Origin of the sequence: Flavobacterium arundinis (assembly GCF_038289855.1) — a bacterium.
Taxonomy (GTDB): Bacteria; Bacteroidota; Bacteroidia; order Flavobacteriales; family Flavobacteriaceae; genus Flavobacterium; species Flavobacterium arundinis.
Genome location: NZ_JBBYHR010000004.1, coordinates 202,815 through 229,009, shown reverse-complemented (window position 1 = coordinate 229,009; position 26,195 = coordinate 202,815). Strand labels below are relative to the sequence as shown.

At 43.4% G+C, this 26,195-nt stretch carries 30 protein-coding genes; 11 read left to right on the top strand and 19 right to left on the bottom strand.

Going from position 1 to position 26,195, the window contains the following annotated elements; translation table 11 throughout:
- Nucleotide 1 precedes the first annotated feature (1 nt).
- The 5 genes from AAEO56_RS09285 to AAEO56_RS09265 all read right to left on the bottom strand — a co-directional run bounded on the left by AAEO56_RS09285 (nucleotide 2) and on the right by AAEO56_RS09265 (nucleotide 3,935).
- Nucleotides 2–1,420, bottom strand: a complete 1,419-nt coding sequence (locus AAEO56_RS09285; RefSeq protein ID WP_341696769.1) for an alkaline phosphatase — start codon at nucleotides 1,418–1,420, stop codon at nucleotides 2–4.
- Nucleotides 1,421–1,518: 98 nt separating this feature from the next.
- Nucleotides 1,519–2,091: a hypothetical protein gene (locus AAEO56_RS09280; protein ID WP_341696768.1), complete on the bottom strand. Its 573-nt coding sequence runs from the start codon at nucleotides 2,089–2,091 to the stop codon at nucleotides 1,519–1,521.
- Nucleotides 2,092–2,123: 32 nt separating this feature from the next.
- Nucleotides 2,124–2,693 (bottom strand): hypothetical protein, encoded by a 570-nt coding sequence (locus tag AAEO56_RS09275; protein ID WP_341696767.1) that lies wholly within the window; start codon nucleotides 2,691–2,693, stop codon nucleotides 2,124–2,126.
- A 31-nt stretch (nucleotides 2,694–2,724) separates the two neighbouring features.
- Nucleotides 2,725–3,372 carry an HAD family hydrolase gene (locus AAEO56_RS09270; protein WP_341696766.1) on the bottom strand — a complete coding sequence of 216 codons (648 nt, stop codon included), beginning with the start codon at nucleotides 3,370–3,372 and terminating at the stop codon, nucleotides 2,725–2,727.
- A gap of 47 nt (nucleotides 3,373–3,419) precedes the next feature.
- Entirely contained in the window at nucleotides 3,420–3,935 is a 516-nt protein-coding gene (locus AAEO56_RS09265) for a GNAT family N-acetyltransferase (RefSeq protein WP_341696765.1), read from the bottom strand.
- Nucleotides 3,936–4,156: 221 nt separating this feature from the next.
- On the opposite strand from AAEO56_RS09265, the gene AAEO56_RS09260 reads away from it, so the two are divergent.
- Nucleotides 4,157–4,651, top strand: coding sequence for a hypothetical protein (locus tag AAEO56_RS09260; RefSeq protein ID WP_341696764.1), 495 nt, complete (start codon nucleotides 4,157–4,159; stop codon nucleotides 4,649–4,651).
- A gap of 60 nt (nucleotides 4,652–4,711) precedes the next feature.
- Here the strand turns inward: AAEO56_RS09260 and lysA are convergent, their stop codons facing one another.
- From lysA to AAEO56_RS09245, 3 genes are all read right to left on the bottom strand, one after another.
- Complete coding sequence (gene lysA / locus AAEO56_RS09255; protein WP_341696763.1) at nucleotides 4,712–5,932, bottom strand: diaminopimelate decarboxylase; 1,221 nt, start codon at nucleotides 5,930–5,932, stop codon at nucleotides 4,712–4,714.
- A 268-nt stretch (nucleotides 5,933–6,200) separates the two neighbouring features.
- Entirely contained in the window at nucleotides 6,201–6,614 is a 414-nt protein-coding gene (locus AAEO56_RS09250; protein WP_341696762.1) for an RNA-dependent RNA polymerase family protein, read from the bottom strand.
- Nucleotides 6,615–6,639: 25 nt separating this feature from the next.
- A complete protein-coding gene (locus tag AAEO56_RS09245; RefSeq protein ID WP_341696761.1) occupies nucleotides 6,640–7,044 on the bottom strand; it encodes a hypothetical protein in 405 nt (134 codons plus the stop codon).
- 455 nt (nucleotides 7,045–7,499) lie between these two features.
- On the opposite strand from AAEO56_RS09245, the gene sucC reads away from it, so the two are divergent.
- A complete protein-coding gene (gene sucC / locus AAEO56_RS09240; RefSeq protein WP_341696760.1) occupies nucleotides 7,500–8,693 on the top strand; it encodes an ADP-forming succinate--CoA ligase subunit beta in 1,194 nt (397 codons plus the stop codon).
- Between the two features lie 268 nt (nucleotides 8,694–8,961).
- Here sucC and AAEO56_RS09235 read toward each other — a convergent pair whose 3' ends face one another.
- The 3 genes from AAEO56_RS09235 to AAEO56_RS09225 form a co-directional block, all read right to left on the bottom strand.
- Entirely contained in the window at nucleotides 8,962–9,783 is an 822-nt protein-coding gene (locus tag AAEO56_RS09235) for an alpha/beta hydrolase (protein WP_341696759.1), read from the bottom strand.
- A gap of 68 nt (nucleotides 9,784–9,851) precedes the next feature.
- Complete coding sequence (locus AAEO56_RS09230; protein WP_341696758.1) at nucleotides 9,852–10,304, bottom strand: DUF1456 family protein; 453 nt, start codon at nucleotides 10,302–10,304, stop codon at nucleotides 9,852–9,854.
- Nucleotides 10,305–10,419: 115 nt separating this feature from the next.
- Nucleotides 10,420–11,214, bottom strand: a complete 795-nt coding sequence (locus AAEO56_RS09225; protein ID WP_341696757.1) for an alpha/beta hydrolase — start codon at nucleotides 11,212–11,214, stop codon at nucleotides 10,420–10,422.
- A 55-nt stretch (nucleotides 11,215–11,269) separates the two neighbouring features.
- Between AAEO56_RS09225 and AAEO56_RS09220 the strand changes: the two genes are divergently transcribed.
- Nucleotides 11,270–11,671 carry an excinuclease ABC subunit B gene (locus tag AAEO56_RS09220; RefSeq protein WP_341696756.1) on the top strand — a complete coding sequence of 134 codons (402 nt, stop codon included), beginning with the start codon at nucleotides 11,270–11,272 and terminating at the stop codon, nucleotides 11,669–11,671.
- A gap of 11 nt (nucleotides 11,672–11,682) precedes the next feature.
- Nucleotides 11,683–12,216 carry a TlpA family protein disulfide reductase gene (locus tag AAEO56_RS09215; RefSeq protein ID WP_341696755.1) on the top strand — a complete coding sequence of 178 codons (534 nt, stop codon included), beginning with the start codon at nucleotides 11,683–11,685 and terminating at the stop codon, nucleotides 12,214–12,216.
- Here the strand turns inward: AAEO56_RS09215 and AAEO56_RS09210 are convergent, their stop codons facing one another.
- The 3 genes from AAEO56_RS09210 to AAEO56_RS09200 form a co-directional block, all read right to left on the bottom strand.
- Nucleotides 12,217–12,966, bottom strand: coding sequence for an alpha/beta hydrolase (locus AAEO56_RS09210; RefSeq protein WP_341696754.1), 750 nt, complete (start codon nucleotides 12,964–12,966; stop codon nucleotides 12,217–12,219).
- Nucleotides 12,966–13,547, bottom strand: coding sequence for a hypothetical protein (locus tag AAEO56_RS09205; protein WP_341696753.1), 582 nt, complete (start codon nucleotides 13,545–13,547; stop codon nucleotides 12,966–12,968). Before AAEO56_RS09205 ends, AAEO56_RS09210 begins: the two co-directional genes overlap by 1 nt.
- Before the next feature lie 89 nt (nucleotides 13,548–13,636).
- Entirely contained in the window at nucleotides 13,637–15,043 is a 1,407-nt protein-coding gene (locus AAEO56_RS09200; protein WP_341696752.1) for an FAD/NAD(P)-binding protein, read from the bottom strand.
- Between the two features lie 232 nt (nucleotides 15,044–15,275).
- Between AAEO56_RS09200 and AAEO56_RS09195 the strand changes: the two genes are divergently transcribed.
- Nucleotides 15,276–15,647, top strand: coding sequence for a hypothetical protein (locus AAEO56_RS09195; protein WP_341696751.1), 372 nt, complete (start codon nucleotides 15,276–15,278; stop codon nucleotides 15,645–15,647).
- Nucleotides 15,648–15,735: 88 nt separating this feature from the next.
- Here AAEO56_RS09195 and AAEO56_RS09190 read toward each other — a convergent pair whose 3' ends face one another.
- The 5 genes from AAEO56_RS09190 to uvrB form a co-directional block, all read right to left on the bottom strand.
- Nucleotides 15,736–16,218 carry a hypothetical protein gene (locus AAEO56_RS09190; RefSeq protein WP_341696750.1) on the bottom strand — a complete coding sequence of 161 codons (483 nt, stop codon included), beginning with the start codon at nucleotides 16,216–16,218 and terminating at the stop codon, nucleotides 15,736–15,738.
- A gap of 65 nt (nucleotides 16,219–16,283) precedes the next feature.
- Entirely contained in the window at nucleotides 16,284–16,610 is a 327-nt protein-coding gene (locus tag AAEO56_RS09185) for a hypothetical protein (protein WP_341696749.1), read from the bottom strand.
- A 227-nt stretch (nucleotides 16,611–16,837) separates the two neighbouring features.
- A complete protein-coding gene (locus tag AAEO56_RS09180) occupies nucleotides 16,838–17,263 on the bottom strand; it encodes an antitoxin YezG family protein (RefSeq protein WP_341696748.1) in 426 nt (141 codons plus the stop codon).
- Nucleotides 17,264–17,449: 186 nt separating this feature from the next.
- On the bottom strand, nucleotides 17,450–17,959 hold the full coding sequence (locus AAEO56_RS09175; RefSeq protein ID WP_341696747.1) for a hypothetical protein: 510 nt from the start codon (nucleotides 17,957–17,959) through the stop codon (nucleotides 17,450–17,452).
- 2 nt (nucleotides 17,960–17,961) lie between these two features.
- Entirely contained in the window at nucleotides 17,962–19,947 is a 1,986-nt protein-coding gene (gene uvrB, locus AAEO56_RS09170; RefSeq protein WP_341696746.1) for an excinuclease ABC subunit UvrB, read from the bottom strand.
- A 440-nt stretch (nucleotides 19,948–20,387) separates the two neighbouring features.
- Here uvrB and AAEO56_RS09165 point away from each other — a divergent pair, with 440 nt between their 5' ends.
- The 6 genes from AAEO56_RS09165 (at nucleotide 20,388) to AAEO56_RS09140 (ending at nucleotide 26,172) form a co-directional block, all read left to right on the top strand.
- On the top strand, nucleotides 20,388–20,801 hold the full coding sequence (locus tag AAEO56_RS09165; protein ID WP_341696745.1) for an RrF2 family transcriptional regulator: 414 nt from the start codon (nucleotides 20,388–20,390) through the stop codon (nucleotides 20,799–20,801).
- A gap of 235 nt (nucleotides 20,802–21,036) precedes the next feature.
- Nucleotides 21,037–22,620: an alginate export family protein gene (locus AAEO56_RS09160; RefSeq protein ID WP_341696744.1), complete on the top strand. Its 1,584-nt coding sequence runs from the start codon at nucleotides 21,037–21,039 to the stop codon at nucleotides 22,618–22,620.
- A 24-nt stretch (nucleotides 22,621–22,644) separates the two neighbouring features.
- On the top strand, nucleotides 22,645–23,601 hold the full coding sequence (locus AAEO56_RS09155) for a PstS family phosphate ABC transporter substrate-binding protein (RefSeq protein WP_341696743.1): 957 nt from the start codon (nucleotides 22,645–22,647) through the stop codon (nucleotides 23,599–23,601).
- Between the two features lie 4 nt (nucleotides 23,602–23,605).
- Entirely contained in the window at nucleotides 23,606–24,502 is an 897-nt protein-coding gene (gene pstC, locus AAEO56_RS09150) for a phosphate ABC transporter permease subunit PstC (RefSeq protein ID WP_341696742.1), read from the top strand.
- Between the two features lie 3 nt (nucleotides 24,503–24,505).
- Nucleotides 24,506–25,360, top strand: a complete 855-nt coding sequence (locus AAEO56_RS09145; RefSeq protein WP_341696741.1) for a PstA family ABC transporter permease — start codon at nucleotides 24,506–24,508, stop codon at nucleotides 25,358–25,360.
- Nucleotides 25,357–26,172, top strand: a complete 816-nt coding sequence (locus AAEO56_RS09140) for a phosphate ABC transporter ATP-binding protein (protein ID WP_341696740.1) — start codon at nucleotides 25,357–25,359, stop codon at nucleotides 26,170–26,172. The genes AAEO56_RS09145 and AAEO56_RS09140 overlap by 4 nt, the downstream gene beginning before the upstream one ends.
- Nucleotides 26,173–26,195 lie beyond the last annotated feature (23 nt).

Genomic DNA, 26,195 nt, shown 5'->3' with positions numbered 1-26,195 from the left:
GCTAAAATTTATTCTCAACTTCAGCTGCCTGAAGCATCAGGTAATGCAGGTCGGTGTTTTTTACAAAAGGCTTCAGCAATTCACTGCCGGGGCCAAACATCGCCAGCTCTACATAATCCGCCGAATGATCCATGCTTATCCAGCCCACCGAATTGTATTTTTTCTGCATTTCTGCAAATTCTCTAAAAGGAAGATTATTATAATTGTACAGCCCGTCTTTCTTTCCAAACTTACCGGTATAGTAGCTCAAAAGTGTTTTTGCCTCCTCATCGGTTATGGTGGTGGCCTGAGAATTTTTTATAAGGTCCCGCACCTGTGCTGTGGTCGAAGTTGGCTTTATCTCATTCAATACCCATTCATTGGTCTGTACATAATTCTGCAGGTTGTCAAAATTCTTGTTGGCTTCCTTGCCATATATCACCCCGGGATTGGCATTGCCGTGGTCGGTCGTAATGATTACCAGTGTCTCGTCATCTTTTTCTGCAAAATCTATTGCGACTTTAATGGCCTCATCAAATGCCACCTGGTCGTAGAGCAATGCGGCAATATCATTGGAATGCGCTCCCCAGTCCACCTTTCCGCCCTCGATTTGCAGGGCAAAACCGTTCTTGCTGTTTTTCATGTGGTCAATGGCTTTTTTAGCCATTTCGGCCAGGGTAGGTGTATTGGCCATTAGCGTCCCACTGCTGCTGCGGTCTATGCTGAAGGGCAGTGCATCCTCTGCAAAAACGCCCAATATAGGTTTGCCTTCGGTTGCCTGCATCATTTCCTGCCTGTTCTTTGCTACCTGCCAGCCTTTGGCCTTATAGTCGGCATATACATCATTTTTATCTTCCCTCTTTTCAGCGCTGAAGTACTTATTGCCGCCGCCCATCATGATATCAAATCCTATTTTCAGGTAATCTTCCGCGATTTCAGGCTGTGAGTTTCGGCTGTCATTGTTCACGCAGAATCCCGCCGGGGTAGCATGGGTAATTGGCACCGTGGTCACGCAACCGACCATCTTACCTGCTTTTTTAAATTTCTGGAGTATTGGCAACGGCCTTTCGCCTTTTGGGCCAACGTTAAGTGAGCCATTATTTACCCGAATACCGCCCCCCCATGAGGAGCTTCCTGCGGAAGAATCGGTAACGATAGAACTGGCAGAGGCCGTGTCCATCAATGCACGGCTTACACGTTGGTCTTTGTATAATTGAAGCCAGTTGGAACTTTTTCCGAATTTGCGGTTAAGGTACAGGTCGGCCATATTCAGGGTGCCGGTGCTCATACCGTCACTAACCATAAAGATAATATTCTTTGCTTTTTTGTTTTTGTCCAGTATACCTGTGTCTAATATATTGGCTGTGCCTTTAAGAGGGCTTATCAGTGTAGCGCCAAGTGTGAATAACGATCCGTTCCTGAAAAATCTTCTCCTGTCCATAGATGAAAAATATAGGTTTTCCCAAAGGTAAAAAACTAATATAAAAGCGCTCATTTTTTGAACGTTATTTATACGTTGTATTTAGCCGTGATTTTCGATTAGAGCTTGATCTTTTTATAATTCGGGTCATACACTTTTTCGCTTCCCCATATTTCGTCAAGATAGGCTTTATCAGCAATGATAAGCGCATCCAGCTTTAGCAGTGAAGATATATTCTCTTCATTAGCACCGGAATCCAGGGCGACTTTGGTTATGGTTACGAGCACCTCATTGTCGGGAGAATCAAATTCAAAACAGTTGAATTGTATCACGTGGGTTTCGGTTGCCCCGCCCGACATATTCGTATGGCTGAAACCGTTCGTGCCAAACTTTTTCCTTATATCTTTTAATGAAGTCTCGCCAAAAGTAAACCCCGGCAGTAGTGATGTCTTAGCGGAAGCATCCTGAAGCCAGTCGTTTTCCATAAAGGCCACTTTGCTATCTACAGCCGTAATCGAGAAATCATTACCATTTTTGGTGCGGTACTTTACCATGCCGCCATCCTTCGCTACTTCTTCCAGTTTAATGTTTTTAAGGCCTGATTGGGGACTGCCAATCTTTATATTTAGCATTGAAATATCGCCAACAGTAAACAGCAGGCAGGCAGCAAGGGATATAAGAAGGATTTTCATTTTGAAATTTGTGTTTTGGAATTTGCTACTTGTTATTTGGAATTTAACTTCAATATCTTGGGCTTCTTCACTCTGTCGGCAGATTCGCTATCCCAGGCATCCTCAATGACCCGGATTTTATTTTTACTGAGCTTCGTGATCCTGCCAATGTACTTTTCATCCGTACATATATGGCAATCGGCATCGCCAAAGTAGCGCCATTGGCCTTTTTTATACGTATAAAATTTCATCCTGCCCCAGCAACCGATGAACCATATCGGGACAACAATTACCTCCGATACCCCATCACCATCAATATCTCCGATGTTCTCTATATAGCCTGTTACTGCGTTATCATCATGTATAGATGGCAGACCGCAAGAGAAATGCACGTCTATCTCATAAGGTGAAGTTTTTGGGTCGCCCCATCCGTCCTCTTCATTGAGCCATTTTGGGCCAACGATAAAAGCAGTATCAATAATTTTGTCGTTGTTAATATCGCCGATGACCAGAGTGTCCGTATCTGTAGGCCCCTGAAACGGTTTATTAATACAGGCAAATTTATCCCTGCCGCCAAAAGAAAAAACGGAAAGGAGCAGGAGGGAAGGGAGCAGTAATTTCATTGATTACGTAATATATAGTAGTAATTACCGATTATACCTGTGTTTGCAACCATGCAGCGAAATCATGTACACTATAAAACAGCTCATCCGGCTGCAGGGAAGCAAGCAGTTCCGGTTCGGCAGTTTCCGCCCAGGCAGCAGCAATTATAGGTATGCCTACCTGCCTGCATGCAGTGATATCGCTTGGCGCATCGCCTACATAGATTACTTCATCTTTGGCAATGTCTGTCCATACGTCCAGTATCGACTTTATGCCTTTTGGTTTGCTCGGCCCCTGCAGCATGCCTGTTTCCAACAGTTCAAAATAATGGGCAACCCCGAATTTGTCCAAAGAGATATCGGCGCTTACTTTTCCTTTACCGGTAACCATCGCTATACGGATATCTTTTTCCTTCAGAAAGTCTAATACAGGTATTATCCCTTCAAAAGGCGCGGGACACATAGCATGGCTTTCCTCATAAATGCGGAGGTAGTCACTCACACCTTTATCAAAATGGTGTGGTGCCAATGCCATAACAGTACCTTCTTCAGAAGGCCCGAAAGTCGCTATAATTTCGGCATCGCTTATTGTGCGTCCTGCTAACGGCTCGATGGACTGCCTGAAGGCGCTAATGCATAATGGTAAGGTATTGGCAAGGGTACCATCGAGATCAAAAATTACGGCTTTGAGTTTTTGCATAGAGTAGTGTATTGACAGCAAATATAATGAACTTATCCATCTGCGAATTAAAGCTTTTTTACCAGTACCTTATTTTCATAGCTATTGGCTTCCATGTGGAAAAAGGCATTGCCGATCCATTCAAAACCCTGCCTTTCGTAAAAAGAAATAGCCCTGGTGTTGGAGATGAGCACCCAAAGCCAGTAATGCTCATAGCCTAATTGGGTAAGTGTCCGCTCAACCTCGTTCGTCAGGCCATAGCCAACGCCCATACCACAGAACCATTCCAGTACATACAACTTGCTGATTTCCGGCGCAGTGATATTTCCGATAGGGGTTTCCTTATCGAATTCAACCTCTGCAACACCCACAAAGTTATCTTTATAAACAGCAATAGTAAGACAGTTGGGATCGCGGCGTATTATTCCTTCTATTCGTTCAACAGAGAAGCGGTGGGTAATGAAGTTGGCGAATTCTGTCGACACGCCTTCCGTGCCGTACGTCTGGATATATACCTGCTTAAAGAGCACCGACAGCTTAAGGGCATCAGCGATTTCGGCAGGGCGGTAGGTAAAATCTTTCATATAACGAATATAGAAAGCAATATTATAATCGAGGCCAAAAATTTCTATAAAGGTGTAAAAAATCTTCTATCGTTGCTTTTGATACCGAATTATAAAAAAACGCACCCTCCCAAGCGGGGCACCATACAGTTTATACAGTTCACTGAATAATAATTTAAATGAAGTTGAAACCAAATCAATAAGATTTTTGTAGCTTTGGTAATAACCATTTAAAGATCACCATGAATAAAATTACCCATTTGATTTTGATCGTGGCTTTGTTTACGCTTTCTCTCTCTGCAGAAGCACAGGAAGATACAGGCGGTTTCTTTACACCCGGCACTCACTTTGATATGACGGTGGTCATGGCAGAGCCGGTGTTTTGGGTAAACAAGGCAAACGAAGCCAATGCTTATTTTGAAACGAAGGACGGCATTACAATACTGACAATGCAGGCCAATAGAAAACAGGAAACGGGCAAGCTTCCAAAAATTTCAAGGGTTTCCTTCAGTGATTACGGATTTATGCTTCATGGTGAGAACAGCTCCTATTTTTTTGGGCTCGGCAATAAGGAATCCGATCAATATTTGAAGATACTGAAATATGCTGAAACAGGCGAAGTAAAAACTTTTGAAGGGTACGGTATTGCCAAGCATTATTGGCCGAAGGATAAGGCTCTGGCACTTGATAAGCTTAAAGAGGCAAACAGTGTTTATGACGTGATTGGCAACAATTGATAAAAAAAACCGCACCCTCTCAGGTACGGTTTTAAACTAAAAACAAAAATTATATATAACCTAAACGGTAGCTTCGCCAAATTCCATTATGACCTGGTTGCGGATGATGTCTTCAAATGTTTCCCGCTCGCGTATCAGGTGGCCTTTGCCTTCGTACCAAAGCACTTCGGCAGGGCGCACACGCGAGTTGTAGTTGCTGCTCATCGAAAAGCAGTAGGCCCCGGCATTGCGGAAGCACAGTATATCGCCTTCGGTAATTTCGGGAATGCGGCGGTTATTGGCAAAGGTGTCCGTCTCGCAGATGTAGCCAACCACAGAGTAGAACCGTTCTTTACCTTTAGGGTTCGAAATGTTCTCGATATGGTGCTGCGACCCGTACAACATTGGCCTGATGAGGTGATTAAAGCCACTGTCTATTCCCGCGAACACGGTTGAGGTTGTTTGCTTTACCACATTGACTTTCGCCAGGAAAAAACCGGCCTCACTTACCAGGAATTTGCCGGGCTCAAAAGCGAGCGTTAGTTCGCGGCCATATTCAGCGCAAAAAGAGTTAAAGCGTTTGGTGAGTTTTTTACCCAATTCTTCCACATCAGTCTGGATGTCGTCTTTCTTGTAAGGAACTTTAAACCCGCTTCCGAAATCGAGAAATTCCAGTTCCTTAAAGTGGACTGCTGTGTCAAATAATATCTCTGCTGCGTAAAGGAATACCTCAATATCGAGGATGTCACTGCCGGTATGCATGTGTATGCCGTTGATGTGCATCCCGGTATTCTCCACGATTCGCAGCAGGTGTGGCATTTGGTGGATGGAAATTCCGAATTTACTATCAATATGCCCAACCGAAATATTGCTGTTGCCACCCGCCATAACGTGTGGATTGATACGTATGCAAACCGGTGTCTTAGGATGCTTGGCACCAAATTGCTCGAGTATCGAAAGGTTATCAATATTGATCTGTACGCCCATTGCGGCAACTTCCTCGATCTCTTCCATCGAAACACCGTTTGGCGTATAGATGATCCTGTCGGGCGAAAACCCCGCAAGCAGTCCCAATTGGACTTCCTGTATTGAAACCGTGTCGAGGCCGGAGCCCATTTGCTTCAGCAGCTTCAGTACCGATATGTTGGATAACGCCTTCACGGCATAGTTGATCCTTAAGTGTTCTACTTTGGCAAAAGCTTTTTCAAGCCTTTGGTATTGCGATTGTATTTTGGCCGCATCATAAACGTAGAGCGGGTTCCCAAATTCTCCTGCCAGTTGCAACAATTGTTTCGTGTCCATAATCCTGCTCCCTTATTTTTTTTGTAAAATTAAACACGAATATATACCAAAACAAGTGAGTGACTGAAGAATAACAAAATATAACAAATTGTTATAAATGTAACTTTGATTTTTAAATTCCAAAAGGCAAATCACAAATTCCAAATGTGAAAGCGTAGTCTAATAATCCAAAATCTAAAAATCCTGCAAAAAAAAGCCGGACTGATTTAAAACCGCAGTGACGAAACAGTGTTTTAAATCGAACCCGGCTCAAACAAGTAAACAACCTTTATTTAACAAACGTAAGCTGGTAGCCATCCGCCCAAACCTGCGAGATAACTATTTGGTTTTCAGTGACGGTTGCGCATCCCAATTCGATGTCGTCCACAAAAAGGATTTGTCCGCACATTTCGGGAGTAGCTTCATTGGTCTCGTAGTGCATGCTGTAGGTGCCGGATTGGAACATGTCCTCGGCACTCTCATCCGTGTTATTGTTCACTACAACCACGGCCTGACCGTGAAAAGTCCATTTTATCGTCCCCGGATCGAAATCATAGCTTGCTCCGGTTATGCTCCCACTGACATTTATCAGGTTCCAGGTTTCGGTTAATGCCGGTTCGTCTGTGACAGGGTCGTCATTACGGTTGCAGCCTATGCTAAGAAGAGGTGGAAGCAACAGCAGTAAAAATTTAAGATTTTTCATGGCTATTGGTCTTATTTATCATAAATTATCTGACGAATGTAAAAGTGTCGCCGTCTACATATTCTTTTGAAATTCTTAGTGTATCGCCTGTTATACTGATACATCCGAATTCCCTCTCGCCAACTGTAAGCGCTTCGTCACATACGTCCGGGTCTTCAACATCTATAGTATAATGGTAATTGGAGCTTGTAAGGCCTGTATCTGCATCTTCGCTTTCGTTCGATACATAAAGTGTACGGTAGCTTTCTGAAAAAGTCCAACTGATAAGTCCCTCATCAATATCCCTGGAGCTTCCCGCAAAACCATTACTGATATGTACTAACTGCCATTCGCCCTGAAGGCCAATGTGCGGATAGTCCGGATCGTCATCACATGTCGTCGCCAGAAGTAAGGGCGACAACAATAACAGTAAAAATTTCATTTTTTTCATGGCTGGTTTTTATTATCAGATGTCAAAATCAAATAAAGGTTGCGCCATAAAAGCAAAAAAATTAATCAGGGATTTCATTCAGGGAATGCCCGGAAGTGTAATCTTCGTCAGTCGTATGAGGCAACAGTAAGGCAAATAAAGCAGCTAAAAGGCATATAATGTTTTTCATAGCATATTGTTTAGTGGTTCAGTAAGAATATAATGTTATATAAATAAGAGATGGGAATGATAAAAAGGTTGCGTGTTAAAACGAAATTATGACCCAACGATAATACTTAAATAACAGGCAACATTACCGAAACCCTAATTTAAACAGGCGAATTCCAAATGCCTTTCTCAAAATTCAGGCGTAGAAATTTAAAACGATCATCGTAATAAAAAACTTAAAAACCTTTCTGCTATTGGATGGATTTTCCTATTTTTGTTGCACTTTTAAAAAGATAAATGCATTAATTATGAATTTACACGAATATCAGGGAAAAGAAATACTTGCAAGCCACGGAGTGCGTGTTCAGCGCGGTATTGTAGCCAATAATCCTGCCGAAGCCGTAGCAGCTGCAAAACAGCTTACTGCAGAAACCGGAACAGGATGGCATGTTATTAAAGCACAGATACATGCAGGCGGCCGCGGTAAAGGCGGTGGCGTAAAGCTGGCTAAAAACCTTCAGCAGGTTGAAGAAATTGCAGAGCAGATCATCGGTATGAACCTTATAACGCCCCAAACGCCTCCAACAGGAAAAAGGGTACATAAAGTGCTTATTGCCGAGGATGTGTACTATCCCGGAGAAAGTGAAACGTCAGAATTTTATATGTCTGTTCTTTTGAACAGGGGTAAAGCACGCAACATGATCATGTATTCTACCGAAGGCGGTATGGATATTGAAGAAGTTGCCGAGCACACGCCACACCTTATCTTCACTGAAGAGATCGACCCGGCTGTTGGCCTTCAGGCATTCCAGGCAAGGAGGATCGCGTTTAACCTTGGCCTTAGCGGAAATGCGTTCAAGGAAATGACGCAGTTCGTAGCTTCGCTTTACAAAGCATATATCGACAGCGATGCTTCAATGTTTGAGATCAATCCGGTGCTTAAGACATCGGATAATAAAATAATGGCTGTAGATGCTAAAGTGGTACTTGATGACAACGCACTTTACCGCCAGAAGAAATACAGTGACATGCGCGACATCCGCGAGGAGAACCCTATCGAGGTTGAGGCAAAAGAAGTTGGCCTTAACTATGTAGACCTTGACGGTACTGTAGGCTGTATGGTAAACGGCGCCGGACTTGCTATGGCAACTATGGACCTTATCAAATATGCGGGCTACGAGCCGGCAAACTTCCTTGACGTGGGCGGAACTGCCGATGCAAAAAGGGTAGAGACTGCTTTCCGTATCATCCTTCGTGATGAGAACGTAAAAGCGATCCTTATCAACATCTTTGGTGGTATCGTTCGTTGCGACCGTGTTGCACAGGGTGTTGTTGATGCTTACAAGAATATGGGCGACACTATCAAGGTGCCTATTATCGTTCGCCTTCAGGGTACCAATGCCGATATCGCTAAAGAGCTTATCGACAATTCAGGTATGCCGATCCTTTCTGCAGTTGAATTCCAGGAAGCTGCTGACCAGGTGAAAGCTGCCCTTAGCTAAGAGAACATAAACTACTATATATTTGAATTAATCCCGAAGTTATGCTTCGGGATTTTTTTTTAAATAGTCTCAAAGTGTCATTCTGACGAAGGAAGAATCTCAAGTCTTTGGCAATAAAAGATTCTTCCTTCGTCAGAATGACAAAGCACACCTTAACCGTACTTTGAGACAGCTTCTTCTTTTAAATACTTTGTCGAGTTATTAGCTACTTGTCATCCTGAGTGAAGCACAGCGTAGTTGAAGAACTCTAATCAGCATCGACTGAAAACTACTTTTTCGTATCCAATATCCTCTTCACTTCCTTTAGCAACAAAGGAAATGCCGGCGCTTCCATATTGTGCCCATAGCCATCCAGCTCCAGCAGGCGTGTATCTTTATGCCCTGCAATCTTCATCATCCGGGCCAGGTAAGCGTTTTCTTCATAACGGCCAAGCATTTCCAGCTCACGGTCGCCGGTAATGAGCAGGAGAGGAGGCGCATCCGGACGTACATGGTACAACGGAGCAAACTCATCTACCACCGGCTGTTTCTCGGGGATACCTTTTTCTTTTCGGATAGTAAAGTGGGTAATACACTGTCCGCTGAAAGGTATCAAACCTGCGATTTTATCCGCATCGACACTGTATTTAGAAAGGTAGGTTTTGTTCAGTACGGTCATCATTGCAAGGTAGCCTCCGGCAGAATGCCCCGAAACGAAAATGAGTGAAGGATCACCACCATAGGTTGCAATATTTTTGTAAATCCATGCAATAGCAGCGGCCGCATCCTCTATACAGGTAGTGCCTTTTACTTTAGGACTAAGCCTGTAGCCGATGGCAACAATGCAATAGCCTTTATCTTTCAGCGCATCGGGAATATACCGGCTTCCTTCGGTTAATCCACCGCCATGAAACCAAATTATGGTGCTAAAATTTTTAATGCCTTTTGGGTAATAAATATCCAGCACACAGCGCTCTGCGGCATAAGTATCATTTTTATAACTGCTTTCGGGATAATAGCGAATAGTATTTTGGGTTACGTATTCGGTCTTTTGCGCAGTAGTGGTAAAGCCTGTAAAAATAATAAGGAGCGTGGCGAAGAAATGTCTCATCGGATGCAAGGTTTACCCAAAGATAGAAATTCTGTGCCGTCAGCCATAAAAAAATCCTGATTCTTACATCAGGATTTTTTGTTTTTACCATTACTGAATTTTACTTTTTCAACTACAGGCGGTGCTTTTTTAGGCTTATTGTTGTTATGCTGTTTCGGCCCTTTAAGAGGCGGCCTCTTCGGTTTTTCTTTGGGAGCTGCGGGTTTATTCTCCGAAGCTATCCTTTCATTATGCTGTTTCTCTGTATTTTGCTTAATGGCTTCCCTGTTTTTTTCAATGACATCCATCGCATTCGTTGGGTTCTCTTTCGTACCCCTTAAATGGATAACAAGTCCGTTGAGGAAATTGCGCAGTACCTGATCACCGCACTCCATATAATTGGGATGGTCAGTAGCCCTGAAGAAAGCGCCAAGCTCCGCCTTTGATATCCTGAAATCCACGAGCTGCAATATGTCAACTATCTGGTCGTCCCTAAGCTGAAGGGCTACACGAAGTTTTTTGAATACATCGTTGTTGTTCATCTCCATTAAATTTTTTAACAAAGATAGTATTTATAGTTTATGGTTGATTTGTTGATACGTTTATTTACCATCATTAGTCAATAAACAGATAAACCAATCAACGCATCAACTTCGTTTATTCCATTAGCCATAGCAATGCTGCGGGGAATTCTTTGGACCAAAGCGCTTCATTATGCTTGCCGCCTGCAACTACTTTTTTGAGCAGGTGCTTTTTATTTCTTATTTTTCCATCAACCAGCTTTACCATTTTCTCCAGATCTGGAACCATGTTTTCGTCTTCGCTGTCTCCGGCAAGGAAATATATTTTAGCATCAATTTTATCGGTTTCTTCTGTTAGGGAATAAATATCTTTCGAAAACCAGAAAGAAGGCGAGAATACAATGGCTTTCCCAAATGTCTCAGGGTATTTCAGTAAAGCGTAATACGATACAAGGCCGCCCAGCGAGCTTCCGGCTATTGCGGTATCTTTCCGGTCGGTCTTGGTGCGGTAGTTTTCGTCAACATAAGGCTTGAGCGTTTCGGTTATAAAGTCGAGGTATATGTTTGCATCGCCACCGCCGTATTTTGCGTTCGGGTAGGGGGTAAGTTCTGCTATTCTCTTCTCGCCACCATGCTCTATGCCCACAATTATCACTTCGGCTTTCAGGCTGTCGAGGGTTTCGTCAACACGCCATTCGCCCGCATAGGAGGTCGCTTTGTCAAACAGGTTCTGCGCATCCTGCATATAAATAACCGGGTACTTATTTTTAATGTCGGCGTTGTAATTGGCAGGTAGGTATAGCCATATCTTTTTATCTGTATCAAGCTGTGGCGAATGAACGGTGAATGTGGAAAAGTTTGCCGATGCGGTGTTTTGGGCCTTTGCGGTAACCGAAAATAAGGCGAGCAATAAAAACAGATACGGTTTCATATTTCGTTTGTATTTTAGCATTCAAAAGAATAAATTAGCTAAAAATAGTAATTCAATGAACACGTATGAAGAAAAATTAAGCTTATTGACCGAAATGATCTCTTTTGCAAAGATCGACGGGCATATACACGAGAGGGAAATGGCTTTTCTCTCTATTGTGGCAGCACAGCTTAAAATTGACAAACCTGTTTTTGAAAGCCTTTTTGAGCATCCGGCGGAAAAAGTAATACTAAAAACAGAGCACCAGCGCATCCTCCAGTTTTACAGGCTGGCGCTCCTCATGCATGCCGATGGGGTACTGCACGATAACGAGCAGGTAGCTATCCGCGAACTGGGCATCAATATGGGGCTCAGCCCGTTTGCCATGAAAGGCGTACTGAATGAAATGCAGCGTTCACCAACCGGCCTTATAGATCCTGATATGCTGCTGGCGCTATTCAGGGCACAGCAGAATTAACCAAATTTACTATGAAAAAATATTTCCTTATGTGCGCCTTTATGTGTGCGCTAAATTCTATTGCACAGAATGTTACTGTGGTTGATGCCGCTTCGGTTAAAGAAATAGCAAAAGCATCATCCAAAAAGAATACGTTGTTCTATACCTTTGGGATATGGTGCGAGCCGTGCCGGCTGCACTTGCCCACCGCCATCAAACTGGCAAAAGATCACGACCTAAACTTTTATGTTATTATCGTTGATTCTGAAAAAAGTGAGACGACTCAAAAGGCAGTTAGCTTTCTGAAAGAGCAGTACAAAGACATCAAAATTGCTGTGCTAAGTGATGCCGCCTATGGTGAGAAGACAAAGAAAAGGAACAAGAAATTCGTAAGCGAAATTACGCCGCCGCAATTTGAAGATATCGATGATTTTTCCAAATATATCCTGCTCAATCAAAAAGGCGAAGTCATCATGGTTACTACCTGGAAGGACAACCGTGATAACGACTGGCATGACGACTCCAAAATGGTGCAGAAAAGGATTGTGCCTCTTCTGAAAAAGTAATTAACCCATCAGCCACGTATACGCATCCGAAAATTCCCTTGCCCATAGCACCTCATTGTGCCTGCCATTATGCACTATTTTTTTATGCAAACGTTTGCTATCCGCCATTCTTTCCAGTAGGAGTTGCTCCATCTTCTCAATGTCGGGAACCATACCCATGCTTTCATGGTCGCCAGCCATAAAATAAATGCGGCCTTCGATTTTTTGTACGGTTTCCATCAGGTCGAATATCTCATGGCTGAACCAAAAAGACGGCGAAAAAACCCCGGCATTGCCAAATATATCGGGGAACTTAAGCATTGCATAAAACGATATCAATCCGCCCACAGAACTCCCGAAAATAGTAGTATTTTCTTTATCGGTTAAAGTACGGTAGTGCTCATCGACATAAGGCTTTAGTGTATTGACAATGAAGCTAAGATAGTCATCCGCGTGGCCGCCACCATATTTCTCATTTTTATAAGGTGTCATTTCGTCAATGCGCCTGTTGGTACCTCCATGCTCAATCCCGACAATAATAGCTTCCGAATGCAAAACGTTAAGCTTATCCTCAACATGCCATTCCCGCTTTTCCGATTCGGCATGGTCAAATACATGTTGCCCGTCATGCATATAGATAACAGGGAAGCGTTTTCCTGCTTCATCATAATTATAGGGGAGGTAGACCCAAATGGTTTTTTCGCGTCCTAATTGCGGTGCCTGAATAGTAAATTCGGTTACGGTACCTAATGTTTCAGTCTTCTTTTCCATTATTTGCAAAAAGTGGTTTTAAAATCTTTAGTTTCAGCTGCACTTAGCACGCGGTAGGGAAGGGAAGTTTCGCTAAAGCTGCATACTGTACAATTAGCAACTTCCTTATTTTTCATGTATTTAATTACTTTATCATCCTGTACATAATAGCGTTTTTCTGTTTTTACGATACAGCCCTCGCAAGCCGGGCCTCCTTCTGTAAAATCATAGTAAAAGAAGAGTTTATTATTGCGATAATAAAATTCAGATTTTTGGTAATGGTCGCCTACGGTACCAAAGTCAACAACTGCTTTTACAACATTATCACCTTCGTAATAATAGTCGATGGTAATAAGCTCATCGCATTTGTAAGTATATGTTTTTTTGCTAAGCGAAGTCGTATTGATCCTTGTAAATTCTTTTTTTAATGAATCAATGGGATCGCTGGATGCCTTACTTTCGGGCGCAGGAATGACCTTATTTTCAGGATGATCCGTTTCAATTGGGATTGTATCCTGCGTAGTGGTTTCATTTCTCGCTTTATTATCCTTGCAGGATAGCAGGGAGAACAATATGATAATGCAAACGGCTTTTATTTTCATGGTATGATTTCAATTCAATACCATGAAAATAGTCCATTATAAATAGAAGTGTAAGTGTTTTGGGTTATATTTAACCGTTCCTGCCGATATTACGAAATCAATTCAGCACTTTCCGAAAGAACCTTCGATGCCAGGCTTTGCGATAGTTTCTCTGCCTGCTCCCTAAGATCATGCACAGCGGTACTTTCCCATAGCTCACCTCTGAGGTTTCCGCCAATCGTGAACAGGTTATGGTACACTTTTCCGTCAGGGCCTATAATGCCGTATGATTCAATATCGGTAACAATACCGAGCTTTAGTGCGTCCTGTTTCAGGATATTGTTTTCAACACAATTTTTAAGGAAGCCACTTTCCAGTTTTGAGAAATCACTTTCAGGGCCGGTGCAATTGATTATCCTGCCAACGACCATCGTTTTGATAACGCCGTCATTTCTGTCACGGTATTCTACTTCAATGCCGTTTGAATTCTCGCTGATATCAATTAGGTTACCCGAGTGTATGTGCAGCTTTCCTTCAGCCTCCAGTTTTTGAAGCTTTTCATACGAATGAAGCGGAATCCTGTGGCGTGCCGTTCCCCATAAATGCCTCAGGCGCGACATGAAAGTGCTTTTTTCCTTATCAGAAAAATTGTGCCATATCTTTTGGGTATAAGGCCGGAAAGAATCGATAACCGGCTCAGCAGTAAAGCCATACTCCCGTGCTATCTTAATGTGCTTGTTGGCAAGGCTCACCAGTTCCAAAAGCGTCATGCCTTCCTTTATCTCTTCAGCAAGCTTGCTGTATTTCATACCAATATGCCTGTGCGGCAATATGTTGAATCCGTTAGGTGATATCGAGTAAATAGCCCCTTTAAAATCCTGTTCTACAAGGCTCACTACGGTGTCTACCATGGTGAGGCCGTTGCCCACTATAAGGACAGGCTTTTCTGTAAGATTGAGTACCGACTCCTCTTTCCACGGATTCTGGAAATAATTCGGGCTGTTATAAAATTCCGGGCTCTTGATGCGCGGGTTTCGGGGCACATTATTTCCTGAAGCGATTACGCAGTAGTCAAACAGCATGCTTTCGCCGTTATCCATTGTAACAGTTATAAAGCTTTCATTTACATCAATGTCGGTAACCTGTTCGTTTACAACATTCACGATGCATTTTCCATCATTATTCGAAAGGGCATTATCCCAAATTTCAGTAAGGTATTTGCCATACAGTGCACGCGGCATGAATGCGTTGGCAATAAGCTTCCTGTCTTTATTTTTAAAGTCGGGGCGCTCCATCACCCAATCAAGGAAATGATCGGAATTACCCGGATAGGCACTCATCTTCGACGTGATCACATTAAGCAGGTGCTTATCGGAATAAGGATTATAGGCTGTCCCACGTGTAAATGTGGACGCATCATTGAATATCGTGATATCGCATGCCGCCGATTTTTCAATAAGGTGTACCGCAGTCATTGTGCCTGTGAAACCTCCTCCGATTATACCGATTTTTTTCATAATACCGCAAATTGTTGTCTCAGTAATTTTTGCAATAATACTAATATTTTGCTAAAAAAATTAAACAATATGAAAATATATTACTGTAATACAGTTGTTTACAGATATTTCTCTATCGGTTTAATAGAGTAATGAGGGAAAATTTATGGGTAAATGGGAGTATATTGCCAATCTTAACCCAATTAAAATCGCATAGCCTTTAATGGGTGTATCTTTATAAAAATTATATATTATGTCTGATAAGAAACAGTTTGGCGTATGGATGGATAACCACCATGCAACGGTGGTAGGCAAGGGAACATTAGGCGAAGGCGACTTCGTAGTCCTGGGCCATGTAACCAATGATGGCGCATCGCCAAATTCAAGTGAAAAATCATTTAACAACGAAAATATCGCCTTAACCCACAAGTTCTTTAAGGAGATTGCAGCCTTAATGCAGAATGTGGATGAGATACATCTTACAGGTACCGGCGATGCGCAGGAGCAGTTCATGAAATTCCTTGCCGATACGCCGCAGTACAAAAACGCTGCATCCAGCGAAAGCACTTCCAATAAAATGAGCGATGAAAAGCTTATCGAAATGATCACGCTGCACTTTAACTAAACAGCAGCGAACTATACTACAACTGCCCCGGTAACGGAGCAGTTTTTTTGTTTATAAATATGACATGGCTTTATAAAAGGGACTGAATTTACTTAGTCCATTTTTGGTTGACAAGGTCGTACGAACGGAAACTGTCGTGGAACGATATAGTCATAGGTGTTTCAAGATCCGAAGTATCAACTTGTTTCCAGCACTCAAGGAACCATTCGAAAAACAGGTCGTTCTGTGCTTTATCGAATTCATTCATCTCTTTCATGTCCTCTTCATTATCGAAATCGTAAATGTCGCCATCAAGGCAGAATTCACTGTCTCCCAGCGGGCCGCCGGGAAGATTGGTTAATAATGGTTTGTACCCGAGCTGTGAGTCATAGTCGTCCATGGGATATGCCGCAAGCGCATAGCCCTGGGCAAATATTTCAATATCAACAGATGCAACCTCTTCTTCTTCGTCGGGATCGGTAATACCCCAGCTGCCGGCCACAAGTTCGTTAAGGTCGGATATCAGTTCGTTGCTAAGGGTCGCGAGGTGCCCGCGTGATAATTCTAATGTTCGTTTGGCTTGTTCTTTCATGGTTTATGTTTGTATTGGCTATATGACAGCAAGTTAATAAAAACCATACCATTTTTCGTAAAATATCAATCAGGATCTTTAGCCCATAACAAAAATTCAGCATTCCCGGTACATTGCATCGATTCCATCACATTTTCAAAACGGAATCCGGGGTATTTTGAAACAATTTGATACACGGCATCAAAACCTTCTGCACCCTGCGGTATCAGGCAGCCGTGATTATCGCCCAGCAGTGCCAGCCAAACATCGGGCAGCCACGGCCCCTGGTCGGTGTTTATCAATTTTATCACGTTAATAGCCTCCCACCTTATCTCTTCGGTTTTCCTTTTGGGATGCTCTGCCTTTACAGAGGTGTCAGTGATCGTTATTTTAAATAGTTCTTCAGGTTGCATTGTATTTTATTTAAACTAATTATTTCTCCAGCTCTTCTAAAAAATGGGAGTAAGGTTTTCTTCGCGAATGATAAGACTGTCCGCACCCTGGTAATGACAGTTCATCAACAGTTCTGCGGCTTCCTGTGCATCGTGGAGGATGTGATCGGACTGGAGATGGGCTATGGTGGTTGAGGGGAAAGAGAGTTCCATTTTTTATTGGTTTGCCAATGATGCTGGCATGAGCATTAAGAATTAACTATAGCGTCGAGCCAGTCGGGAATTAATGCTTTTTCCCGGGGGAAAACATTTAGGTCATCAATAAATTTTTCCTTACTGGGTTCATACGTAAATTCGGGCTTATCATCATAATTGAAATGTGCCTGTAATTTATGGTCATTTGTTATGGTAAAAGACGCAGAATACCAAGCTCCTTTGTTCGGGCTTACATTATACATGATCTCCCTTAGACTTTTAAATTCCATCATGATATCTTCACCCCTGGCTTCCGGGTCAAAAGATATAAATGCACCTTTTTCTTCATAAAATGCTTCCATTGAGAGCATTTTGTTTAGGGCACATATATTCAGGGAAAAATTCTCCCATCCGGCTGATGGTATGTTACTAATAACCGTTGTTATAATTTTATTAAGTTTTGATTCAATAGCCTCCATGCCTAATTTGTATTTTTTCTTTAATTGTTTGCATAAATATAATTTAATTCAAACGTTTAAATTATTATTGGTTAGAGTAATATGTTATTCCTGAATTTCATATTCTGAGAGTTCGCTAGTGCCCAGTGGGGGAGTTTTTTGGAGCAAGGTGAGTTTCATATAGTAGTTTACAGCTTTTAGTAAAAATTATTCAAATCGATTGAGTGAATTCCAATAGCGTCCCATCTGCCCACGGTTCTTCATTATATCCTGATTTATTGACAGAGGTAATTTTGATTCTTCAGGTTCTTTTAATAGGAACTCATTAATTGAATCCAAATGTTTGAAGTCTTCGAACAAGTATCCCCAGTTAGAGTAATAATTTATCATCCATTCCAATTCAGAATCGATAATGCTATTTTTCAGACAGTCGTTTAGCGATTCCATGGTTTTAGAGACACTATCCAAATCCAGTTCATTGATGCCCGAAAGAAATGCAGGTTCTACTCTACTATACCACATAAGAAAGACAGCCCGTTTGAGCGCTTCAAGATCTTTACCACACATAGCGGCATAATGCACATGAATGTTTTTAAACTGGTCGAAAACACCTGCTTCCTTGAGTAAATGGTATTTTTCTTCCATTGTTCCTTGCACGCTATCAATGTTAGATAAAAGGTACTGTTCTTTTTCCGCTAATTCTTCAAGAGTTCTCATATCTAAACCTTCTCCTGCAACGCCTTTATCTCATCCCTCAACTTCGCAGCCTGTAAAAAGTCCAATTCTTTCGCTGCTTTCTCCATAGACTTGCGCTTATCGCGAATGATCTTTTCGATATCGCCTTTCGCCATATAGGTAGTGTCGGGTTCAGCGGCGATCTTTGGGGCGTGCTCCAGCTTGTAGGCCTCGCTTCTGCCGAGGGTGCTGTTCTCGATTTTCTTGTTCAGCGCCATTGGTACCAGGCCATGCTCAATATTGTAGCTGTGTTGCTTTTCGCGTTTGTAGTTGGTCTCGTCAATGGTGCGCTGCATACTGTCCGTTATCTTGTCGGCATACATTATGGCTTTGCCGTTTACGTTACGCGCGGCACGGCCTACGGTTTGCGTCAGGGAGCGGTTCGAGCGCAGGAAGCCTTCCTTGTCGGCATCCAGTATCGCTACCAATGAAACTTCGGGTAAGTCCAATCCCTCCCGCAGCAGGTTCACCCCGATGAGCACATCAAAAATACCCTTTCTCAGGTCCTGCATAATCTCCACGCGTTCCAGCGTATCCACCTCGCTGTGGATGTATCGGCAACGTATGGAAACTTTCGTCAGGTACTTGGCAAGCTCTTCGGCCATACGCTTTGTCAGGGTGGTTACGAGCACACGCTCATCAACTTCCACGCGCTGCTGTATCTCTTCAATAAGGTCATCTATCTGGTTCAGGCTCGGGCGTATCTCGATAATTGGGTCAAGAAGCCCGGTAGGCCGTATGATCTGTTCTACATAGACACCGCCACTTTTTTGTAATTCATAATCGGCAGGGGTGGCGCTCACGTAAACCACCTGGTTTTGCATGGCCTCGAACTCCTCAAATTTCAGCGGACGGTTGTCCATCGCGGCAGGCAGGCGGAAACCAAATTCCACCAAATTCTCCTTACGCGAACGGTCACCACCGTACATCGCATGCACCTGGCTTACGGTCACGTGGCTTTCGTCAATAACCATCAGGAAGTCTTTCGGGAAATAATCCAGCAGGCAAAACGGGCGTGTGCCGGGCAGCCTGCGGTCGAGGTAGCGCGAGTAATTCTCGATACCTGAGCAATAACCCAGTTCACGAATCATCTCCAGGTCAAAGTTAGTACGCTCCTCGAGGCGCTTGGCCTCCAGGTGCTTGCCTATTTCTTTAAAATAATCTACCTGTTTTACCAGATCCTGCTGTATGTCCCAAATGGCGCTTTGCAGCACATCCGGACTGGTAACGAACATGTTGGCCGGGTAGATATTCAGGCGGTCGTATTTCTCAAGCACTTTCGAATTGGCTTTGTCAAAAGCTTCTATCTCTTCTATCTCATCCCCAAAAAAGTGGATTCGGAACGGCTCATCGCCATAACTTGGGAATACCTCCACGGTATCGCCTTTAATGCGGAAGGTACCGGGCGTAAAGTCGGCTTCCGTACGGGCATAAAGGCTTTGCACAAGGCGGTGCAGCAGTTTGGTACGCGATATCATCTCGCCGCGTTTTATAGAGACCACATTCTTTTGGAACTCAACGGGGTTACCGATACCGTACAGGCACGACACCGACGCGACTACAATAATATCGCGGCGTCCGGAGAGGAGGGAAGAGGTGGTGCTGAGGCGCATCTTCTCGAGCTCCTCGTTTATCGAAAGGTCTTTTTCTATATAAAGCCCCGTCACAGGTATGTAGGCTTCAGGCTGGTAATAGTCGTAATACGACACGAAATACTCCACCGCATTGTTCGGGAAAAATTGCTTAAACTCGCTATACAGCTGTGCCGCCAGCGTCTTGTTATGCGCCAATACCAGCGTGGGTTTCTGAACATTCTCAATCACATTGGCCATGGTAAACGTTTTACCCGACCCCGTCACCCCGAGCAGGGTCTGGAATTTCTCTCCTGCATTAACGCCTTCCGTCAGCTGCCTTATCGCTTCAGGCTGGTCGCCGGTCGGCTTATACTCAGATACTACATTGAATTTCATTTCTTTTCGGCTTTTTTACAAAGATAATAATTAGTTTCCAGTCGCAGTTACAGTTTTAACCCATGGCTTTGTCGATTTCGCCGTAGAGGCGTTGCACTGCAACGTCTAACGCAATTTTTGTGTATAGTAAAATGTAACTGGTCGTCTAACACGTAACTGTCGGCACGTCTCGCTCCCCTCTCCTTGGGAGAGGGGCCGGGGGAGAGGACTTATAGATAATAGTGGAGCTATTCTCCCATTGGGGTTAGGGGGGTTGGAGCAAAAGGCATGCGCATTTTTGCCATCCCTGTTCCTGCTTTCCGCTATATCCCCGCCGAAAAAAGTCGGGGGATACCGCTTCAATCAGGGCTAGGGGAGAAGCTATATTGATTTTCGGGAAGGACAAGGGTTTTGTTCAGAAAAAATTGAGGTTTGTGAGCGGTTTCGTATATTTGCAGACTATGATGTCGAAAAAATGTAAATATGCTCTGAAGGCGCTTATATACCTTGCAAGAAAACAGGGAAAAGGCAATGTATTTACAGCAGATATTGCAGCCGATGAAAATATCCCGAAAAAATTCCTCGAGCAGATACTACTTGTGCTCAAGCGTGCCGGTTATGTTGGCAGTCAGACAGGCTATGGTGGAGGGTATTTTATCACTAAGCCGGCAGAATCAGTTTCCGTAGCCGATATACACAGGCTTTTTGATGGCGCTATAGCCCTTGTCCCTTGTGTTGCATTCGATTATTACCAGCAATGTGCTGACTGTAATGATGAAGTGACCTGCACCATGCGTAGGGAGTTCATGAAAATCAAGGAGCAAACCCGTTTGGTAATGAAAGAAACCAGCATTCAGTCCTTTCTGGAACCGTAGCCTGCAATTACTTAATATTTCAATTTCTCTTTCAGATTTTTTACATTTTCTGGATGTTAATCTATATTATTTACTGTAAGTCAATTGCTTATAAATATAAGTCATTCGATTTATTGAGTAAGACCATGAAACACTAGCAAATAAAATTTGTCGGGTAAAAATTTTCAGAAAATGTTAAAAATAAATTCCATCGTATTGGTAGAATTACTATTTTAGCCGAAATTTAACATAAAGCATGGATAAAAACTACGAAAAGAAAACGAAAATTGAATATTTTCCTACTAATTCTATCAAATTGGTAGGATTAGTCAGGATTGCTTTCTGTAATCATAAACGGAATAGTATATTTCTAAATTCCGTTGCATTATTTGTAGCTGGGATTGCCTCCGCACAGGAAACAGTTACCGATACCGTTAAGCCTGAACCAGTCGTAGTTACAGAAAAACCTGCAAAAACATCATACTATGTTGAGGCCGGCACCTATGGCACCAAAAGGGAAACTGATCCCCCAGGCTACGTTCGTAATATTGGCCAATCCGGCATTGCCGAAAAGCTGACATGGCTCGATGCAGGCCTCGATTACAGGTTTAGAGGCGAGTACAGGAATAACGATATCAGGAGACCCGACAGCCATAGTACTGACTATCCGATCCTTTACAAAGGTAAATTCTATATTGGCATTAAAAACATTATCGACCCGCTCAGGCTGGTACTGGAAATGCAGGACAGCGATAGGTCGAATGGCAAATACCCGCTGGATAACCGCGATGTTAATAAGAGGGAAATGATACAGGGTTATGCCGAGCTTTATTTCAAAAAAGCGCTTGGTACGGATGCCCTGGGGAACAACCGCCCATTCATGATAAGGTATGGCCGCCAGGCTTTCGAATTCCTGGACAGGAGGCTTATTGGACAGAATTTATGGAGGAATACTACCAATAACTTCCTTGGTTTCAGGGCTGCTTTAGGGCAGGATAAGAATGACTGGCAGCTCGACCTTCTTGCGCTTCGCCCTATCATAAGGGTTATTGATGACAGGGATTATGCCGACAACGACCGGCAATTTGGCGCAGCCATTGGCCACTGGAGAAAATGGTCGGATGTAATAACCATAGAGCCTTACTATATGGCGCTGAGGCAGGACAGGAATATTGGCCATCGTATGATAAACTCTCCGGGTGTACGCCTTTATGGGTGGGTAAATAAATCGTGGAACTATGATGTAACCGGTACCTACCAGTTCGGTGATGACCAGGGTAAAAAGCAGGATGCTTACATGATCACGGCAGAAGTAGGGTATAAATTCCAGCATTCATGGAAGTCAAGGGTAAGCATATTCTTTGGATATGTAACAGGTGACAAAGACCCCAATGATAATAAAACGAACAGATTCGAACGTTTCTACGGGTTTGCGAGGCCATGGTCAGGCGACGACTACATCATTCCGGAAAACGTTGTGACCCCAAAGTTTAAGCTTGAATTTGAACCGGTAAAAGGCTATAAAATAGATATGGGTTACAGTTTTTACTGGCTTCAAAGCTCAAAAGACCGTTTCAATAACCTGCTCGCAGGCACAGGAAACCGTGATACTACAGGGCAGAGCGGCAAGTTCCTTGGTCACGGATTTGATTCGAGGCTGCAGTTTAAGCCTTTTAAATTCATGGATGCCAATTTAGGCTATATGTATTTTTCAACAGGCGAATTTGTCCAAAACAGGCAGGATGCTGCAAATGGGGAACATGCAGGTGCTTCAAATTTTGCGTATATTGAGCTGACTTTTAATGCTCTGGACATATTCATAAAAAAAGATAAAAAGTAATAATCCTCCTTAAATTCAAACAAAATGAAAAAAACAATTACAATCGCTTTATCCGCTCTTATGCTGGGTGGCTTATTAAACTCATGCGGAAAAAAAGAGGCCGAAAAAGACAAGGACGGGAATGCAAAGATCGAAGGTACTATAACGATGTCCGGTGCGTTTGCGCTTTATCCTTTGGCAAATGTATGGGCTGAAGAATTCCGTAAAGAATACCCGGATGTGAAGTTCAACATTTCAGGCGGCGGGGCAGGAAAGGGCATGACCGATATGCTTAATGGCGCTGCGGATATAGCCATGTATTCAAAAGAGATAAGCAAGATCGAAACCGACCAGGGCGCTTATGGCTTTGCGGTAACCAAAGATGCGGTTATCCCTACTATCTCGGCAAGCAATCCATTGTTGGCACAACTGAAAGCAGAAGGCCTTACCCGCGATGAGCTCGCTGCATTGTTCCTTAAAGACGGAAAGCAAAACTGGAAAAAATCGAACGAAAAAGTAAATGTATACACACGATCTGATGCTGCCGGCGCTGCTGAAACATGGGCGAAATACCTTGGCGGAAAAGCCCAGGAAGAGCTTAAAGGTATCGCTGTTTTTGGCGACCCGGGCCTTGCCGATGCCGTTAAGAAAGACAAAAATGGTATTGGTTACAACAACGTGATATATGCTTATGATATCAACAGCGGAAAAAAATATCCTGGCCTTGAAGTGCTGCCTATAGACGTTAATGGCAATGGCAAGATCGATGCGGAAGAAAATTTCTATGAGTCGCTTGGCGATATTACTAAAGCCATTGCAGACGGAAGATACCCATCCCCACCTGCACGTGAGCTTTTCCTTGTTACCAAAGGCAAGCCGGCATCGCCTGCTGTTAAGGCTTTCCTTAACTGGGTACTTACTAAAGGGCAGAATTTCGTAGTGGGCAATGGTTACATACTGCTTGAAAAAGATAATATTGAAAAGCAGATCAAAAAAATATAATTAAATGCCGAAAAGAAGATATATAGCGGAGTATTTCAGGAAATCGTGGATGCTCTTCGCGTTGCTTATTATAATCATATTGCCATTTGCCATCGGGGCATCTTTGCTTTACAAATCCTGGCCTATTGTTTCTGCGCCGGGATTATTCAGTGATGTCCTTTTCGGATCCGACTGGATGCCCATGCAGGGTAAGTTCGGTTTATGGCCGTTTATTGTCAATTCCGTAATCATTACACTTACGGGATTGGTCTTAATGATTCCTGTCTGCCTTGCCGCAGCGATCTACATCACGCAATTCGCACCGTTGTGGGTCAAGCGGATATTGCGAACGGTAATCGATATTTTGGCAGGTATCCCCTCGGTCATTTTCGGGCTATGGGGTATTATAACCATAGTCCCGCTTATATCAGAATGGGCAACTGGAGCCGGTGCAGAAAATGCTACCGGCTATTCTGTTTTTGCTGCAGGCGTGGTTATTGCCGTGGCGACCATACCGTTTGTACTCAACATGCTGATTGAATTATTCGAAGCGGTATCAATGGAACTAATGGAAACCGGACTTTCGATGGGAGCCAGTAAATGGCAGACTATCAGGGATATTATCATCAAAAAGATAAAGCACGGGATTATAGCATCCTTCACGCTTGGGGTCAGCAAGGCCTTTGGTGAGACCATTGCGGTACTGATGGTGGTGGGTAATATTGTCCAGATTCCTAAGAGCGTATTTGATGCAGGTTACCCACTGCCGGCATTATTAGCTAACAACTATGGCGAAATGATGTCTATACCAAAATACGATTCAGCACTGATGCTTTCAGCGTTGATACTGCTGATTATTGTAATTCTGTTCAACTATTTTGCCCATAAGGTAATCGGGCATTATCACCTAAAAAGCAGTTAAGCCATGAGTAAGAAAAAACATTTAGAAGAAAAAATTGTAAAGGCAATACTGTTCCTGTTTACGCTAACTATTGTCATAGTGCTGTTCAGCATTATTTTCGGAATCTTTGTCAAAGGTATTCCTGCACTCAACTGGCAAATGCTGACTGAAGTTCCAAAAGGCGGGTATTACTTTGGTAAAGAAGGCGGGATACTGAACGCGATTATCGGGTCATTATACCTTGCGATAGGCGCTTCACTACTTGCATTGCTTATCAGCATACCGGCGACGCTTTTTATCCATACCTACTTATTCTCGCATCCAAAATGGCAGAAAAAGATACGTTTGTGGCTCGATGTGCTTTTGGGCGTACCGGCTATCGTTTACGGTGCCTTCGGGTTTAACCTGATGCTGCTTTTGGGGTGGCAAAGCTCATTGCTTGCTGCCATCATAACCGTTGCATTGCTCATCAGCCCGGTAATGATACGCTCTATGGACGAGTCGATACAGTACGTTTCAAAAGGGCTTTACGAATCGGCACTGTCATTAGGCTACTTTAAAGGAGAGACCGGGTTCCGATTTTTATTAAAGCAATCCATGCCCGGTGTAACAACAGCATTCCTGTTGGCGCTGGGAAAAGGTATAGGCGATACGGCTTCAGTACTTTTTACGGCAGGCTATACCGACTATATCCCGGAAAGCCTTAACGAGCCTGCCGCAACATTGCCATTGGCAGTGTTCTTTCAGCTCAGCTCGCCAATACCCGAAGTAAAAGCGCGTGCCTATGCAGCGGCAGCCGTACTGATAATGATCATATTGGTGATAAGCGTTGCCTCAAGGATGATCAGCAATAAACTTTCAAAAAACAGAATACAATGATAGAAGATAAAGCGCTTCCTATTGACCAGGAAATAATAAAGAAAGACGAAGCGAAAGGGCTTCATAACCTTATATATGTAAACCACCTGAACCTTTGGCACGGCAAACAGCAAACCCTTAAAGATGTGGAGCTGAATATCCGCGATAAGGGTATAACAGCATTGCTGGGCCCTTCGGGTTGTGGTAAGACAACGCTTTTAAAAACCTTCAACAGGCTTACCGACCTCTACCCGGATATCCGTACCGAAGGCGAAGTGTTGTTCGAGGGTGAGAACATTCTCGATAAAAAAGTAGATGTATACGACCTTCGCCAGAAAATGGGGTTGCTGTCGCAAAGGCCGCACCCGCTGCCGGGAACCATTGCCGATAATATCCGCTACGCACTCAAGCTAAAAGGCATTAAAAATAAAAGCGAGCAGGATGGCCGCATAGAGTACTATCTTGAAAAAGTAGCCCTGTGGGGTGAAGTTAAAGACAGGCTTAAAAAACCTGCCAGTGGGCTTTCCATAGGCCAGCAGCAGCGCCTTTGCCTTGCCCGCGGACTTGCCATACAGCCAAGGGTTATCCTTGCGGATGAGCCAACGTCAGCATTAGACCCGATCTCAAGCAGAAAGATCGAAGAGCAGTTCAAAGAGCTTAGTAAAGAATTCTCCATAGTTTTGGTAACGCACACGCTAAGGCAGGCCAAAAGGCTGGCCGACTATGTGGCTTTCATGTACCTGGGCGAGATCGTGGAGAAAGGCCGCCCCGAAGTAATATTCGAAGACCCGAAAACAGATACTTTTAAAGAGTACCTGCTTTCAGGGCATTAATAATGGCTTACTGAAACTTTAAA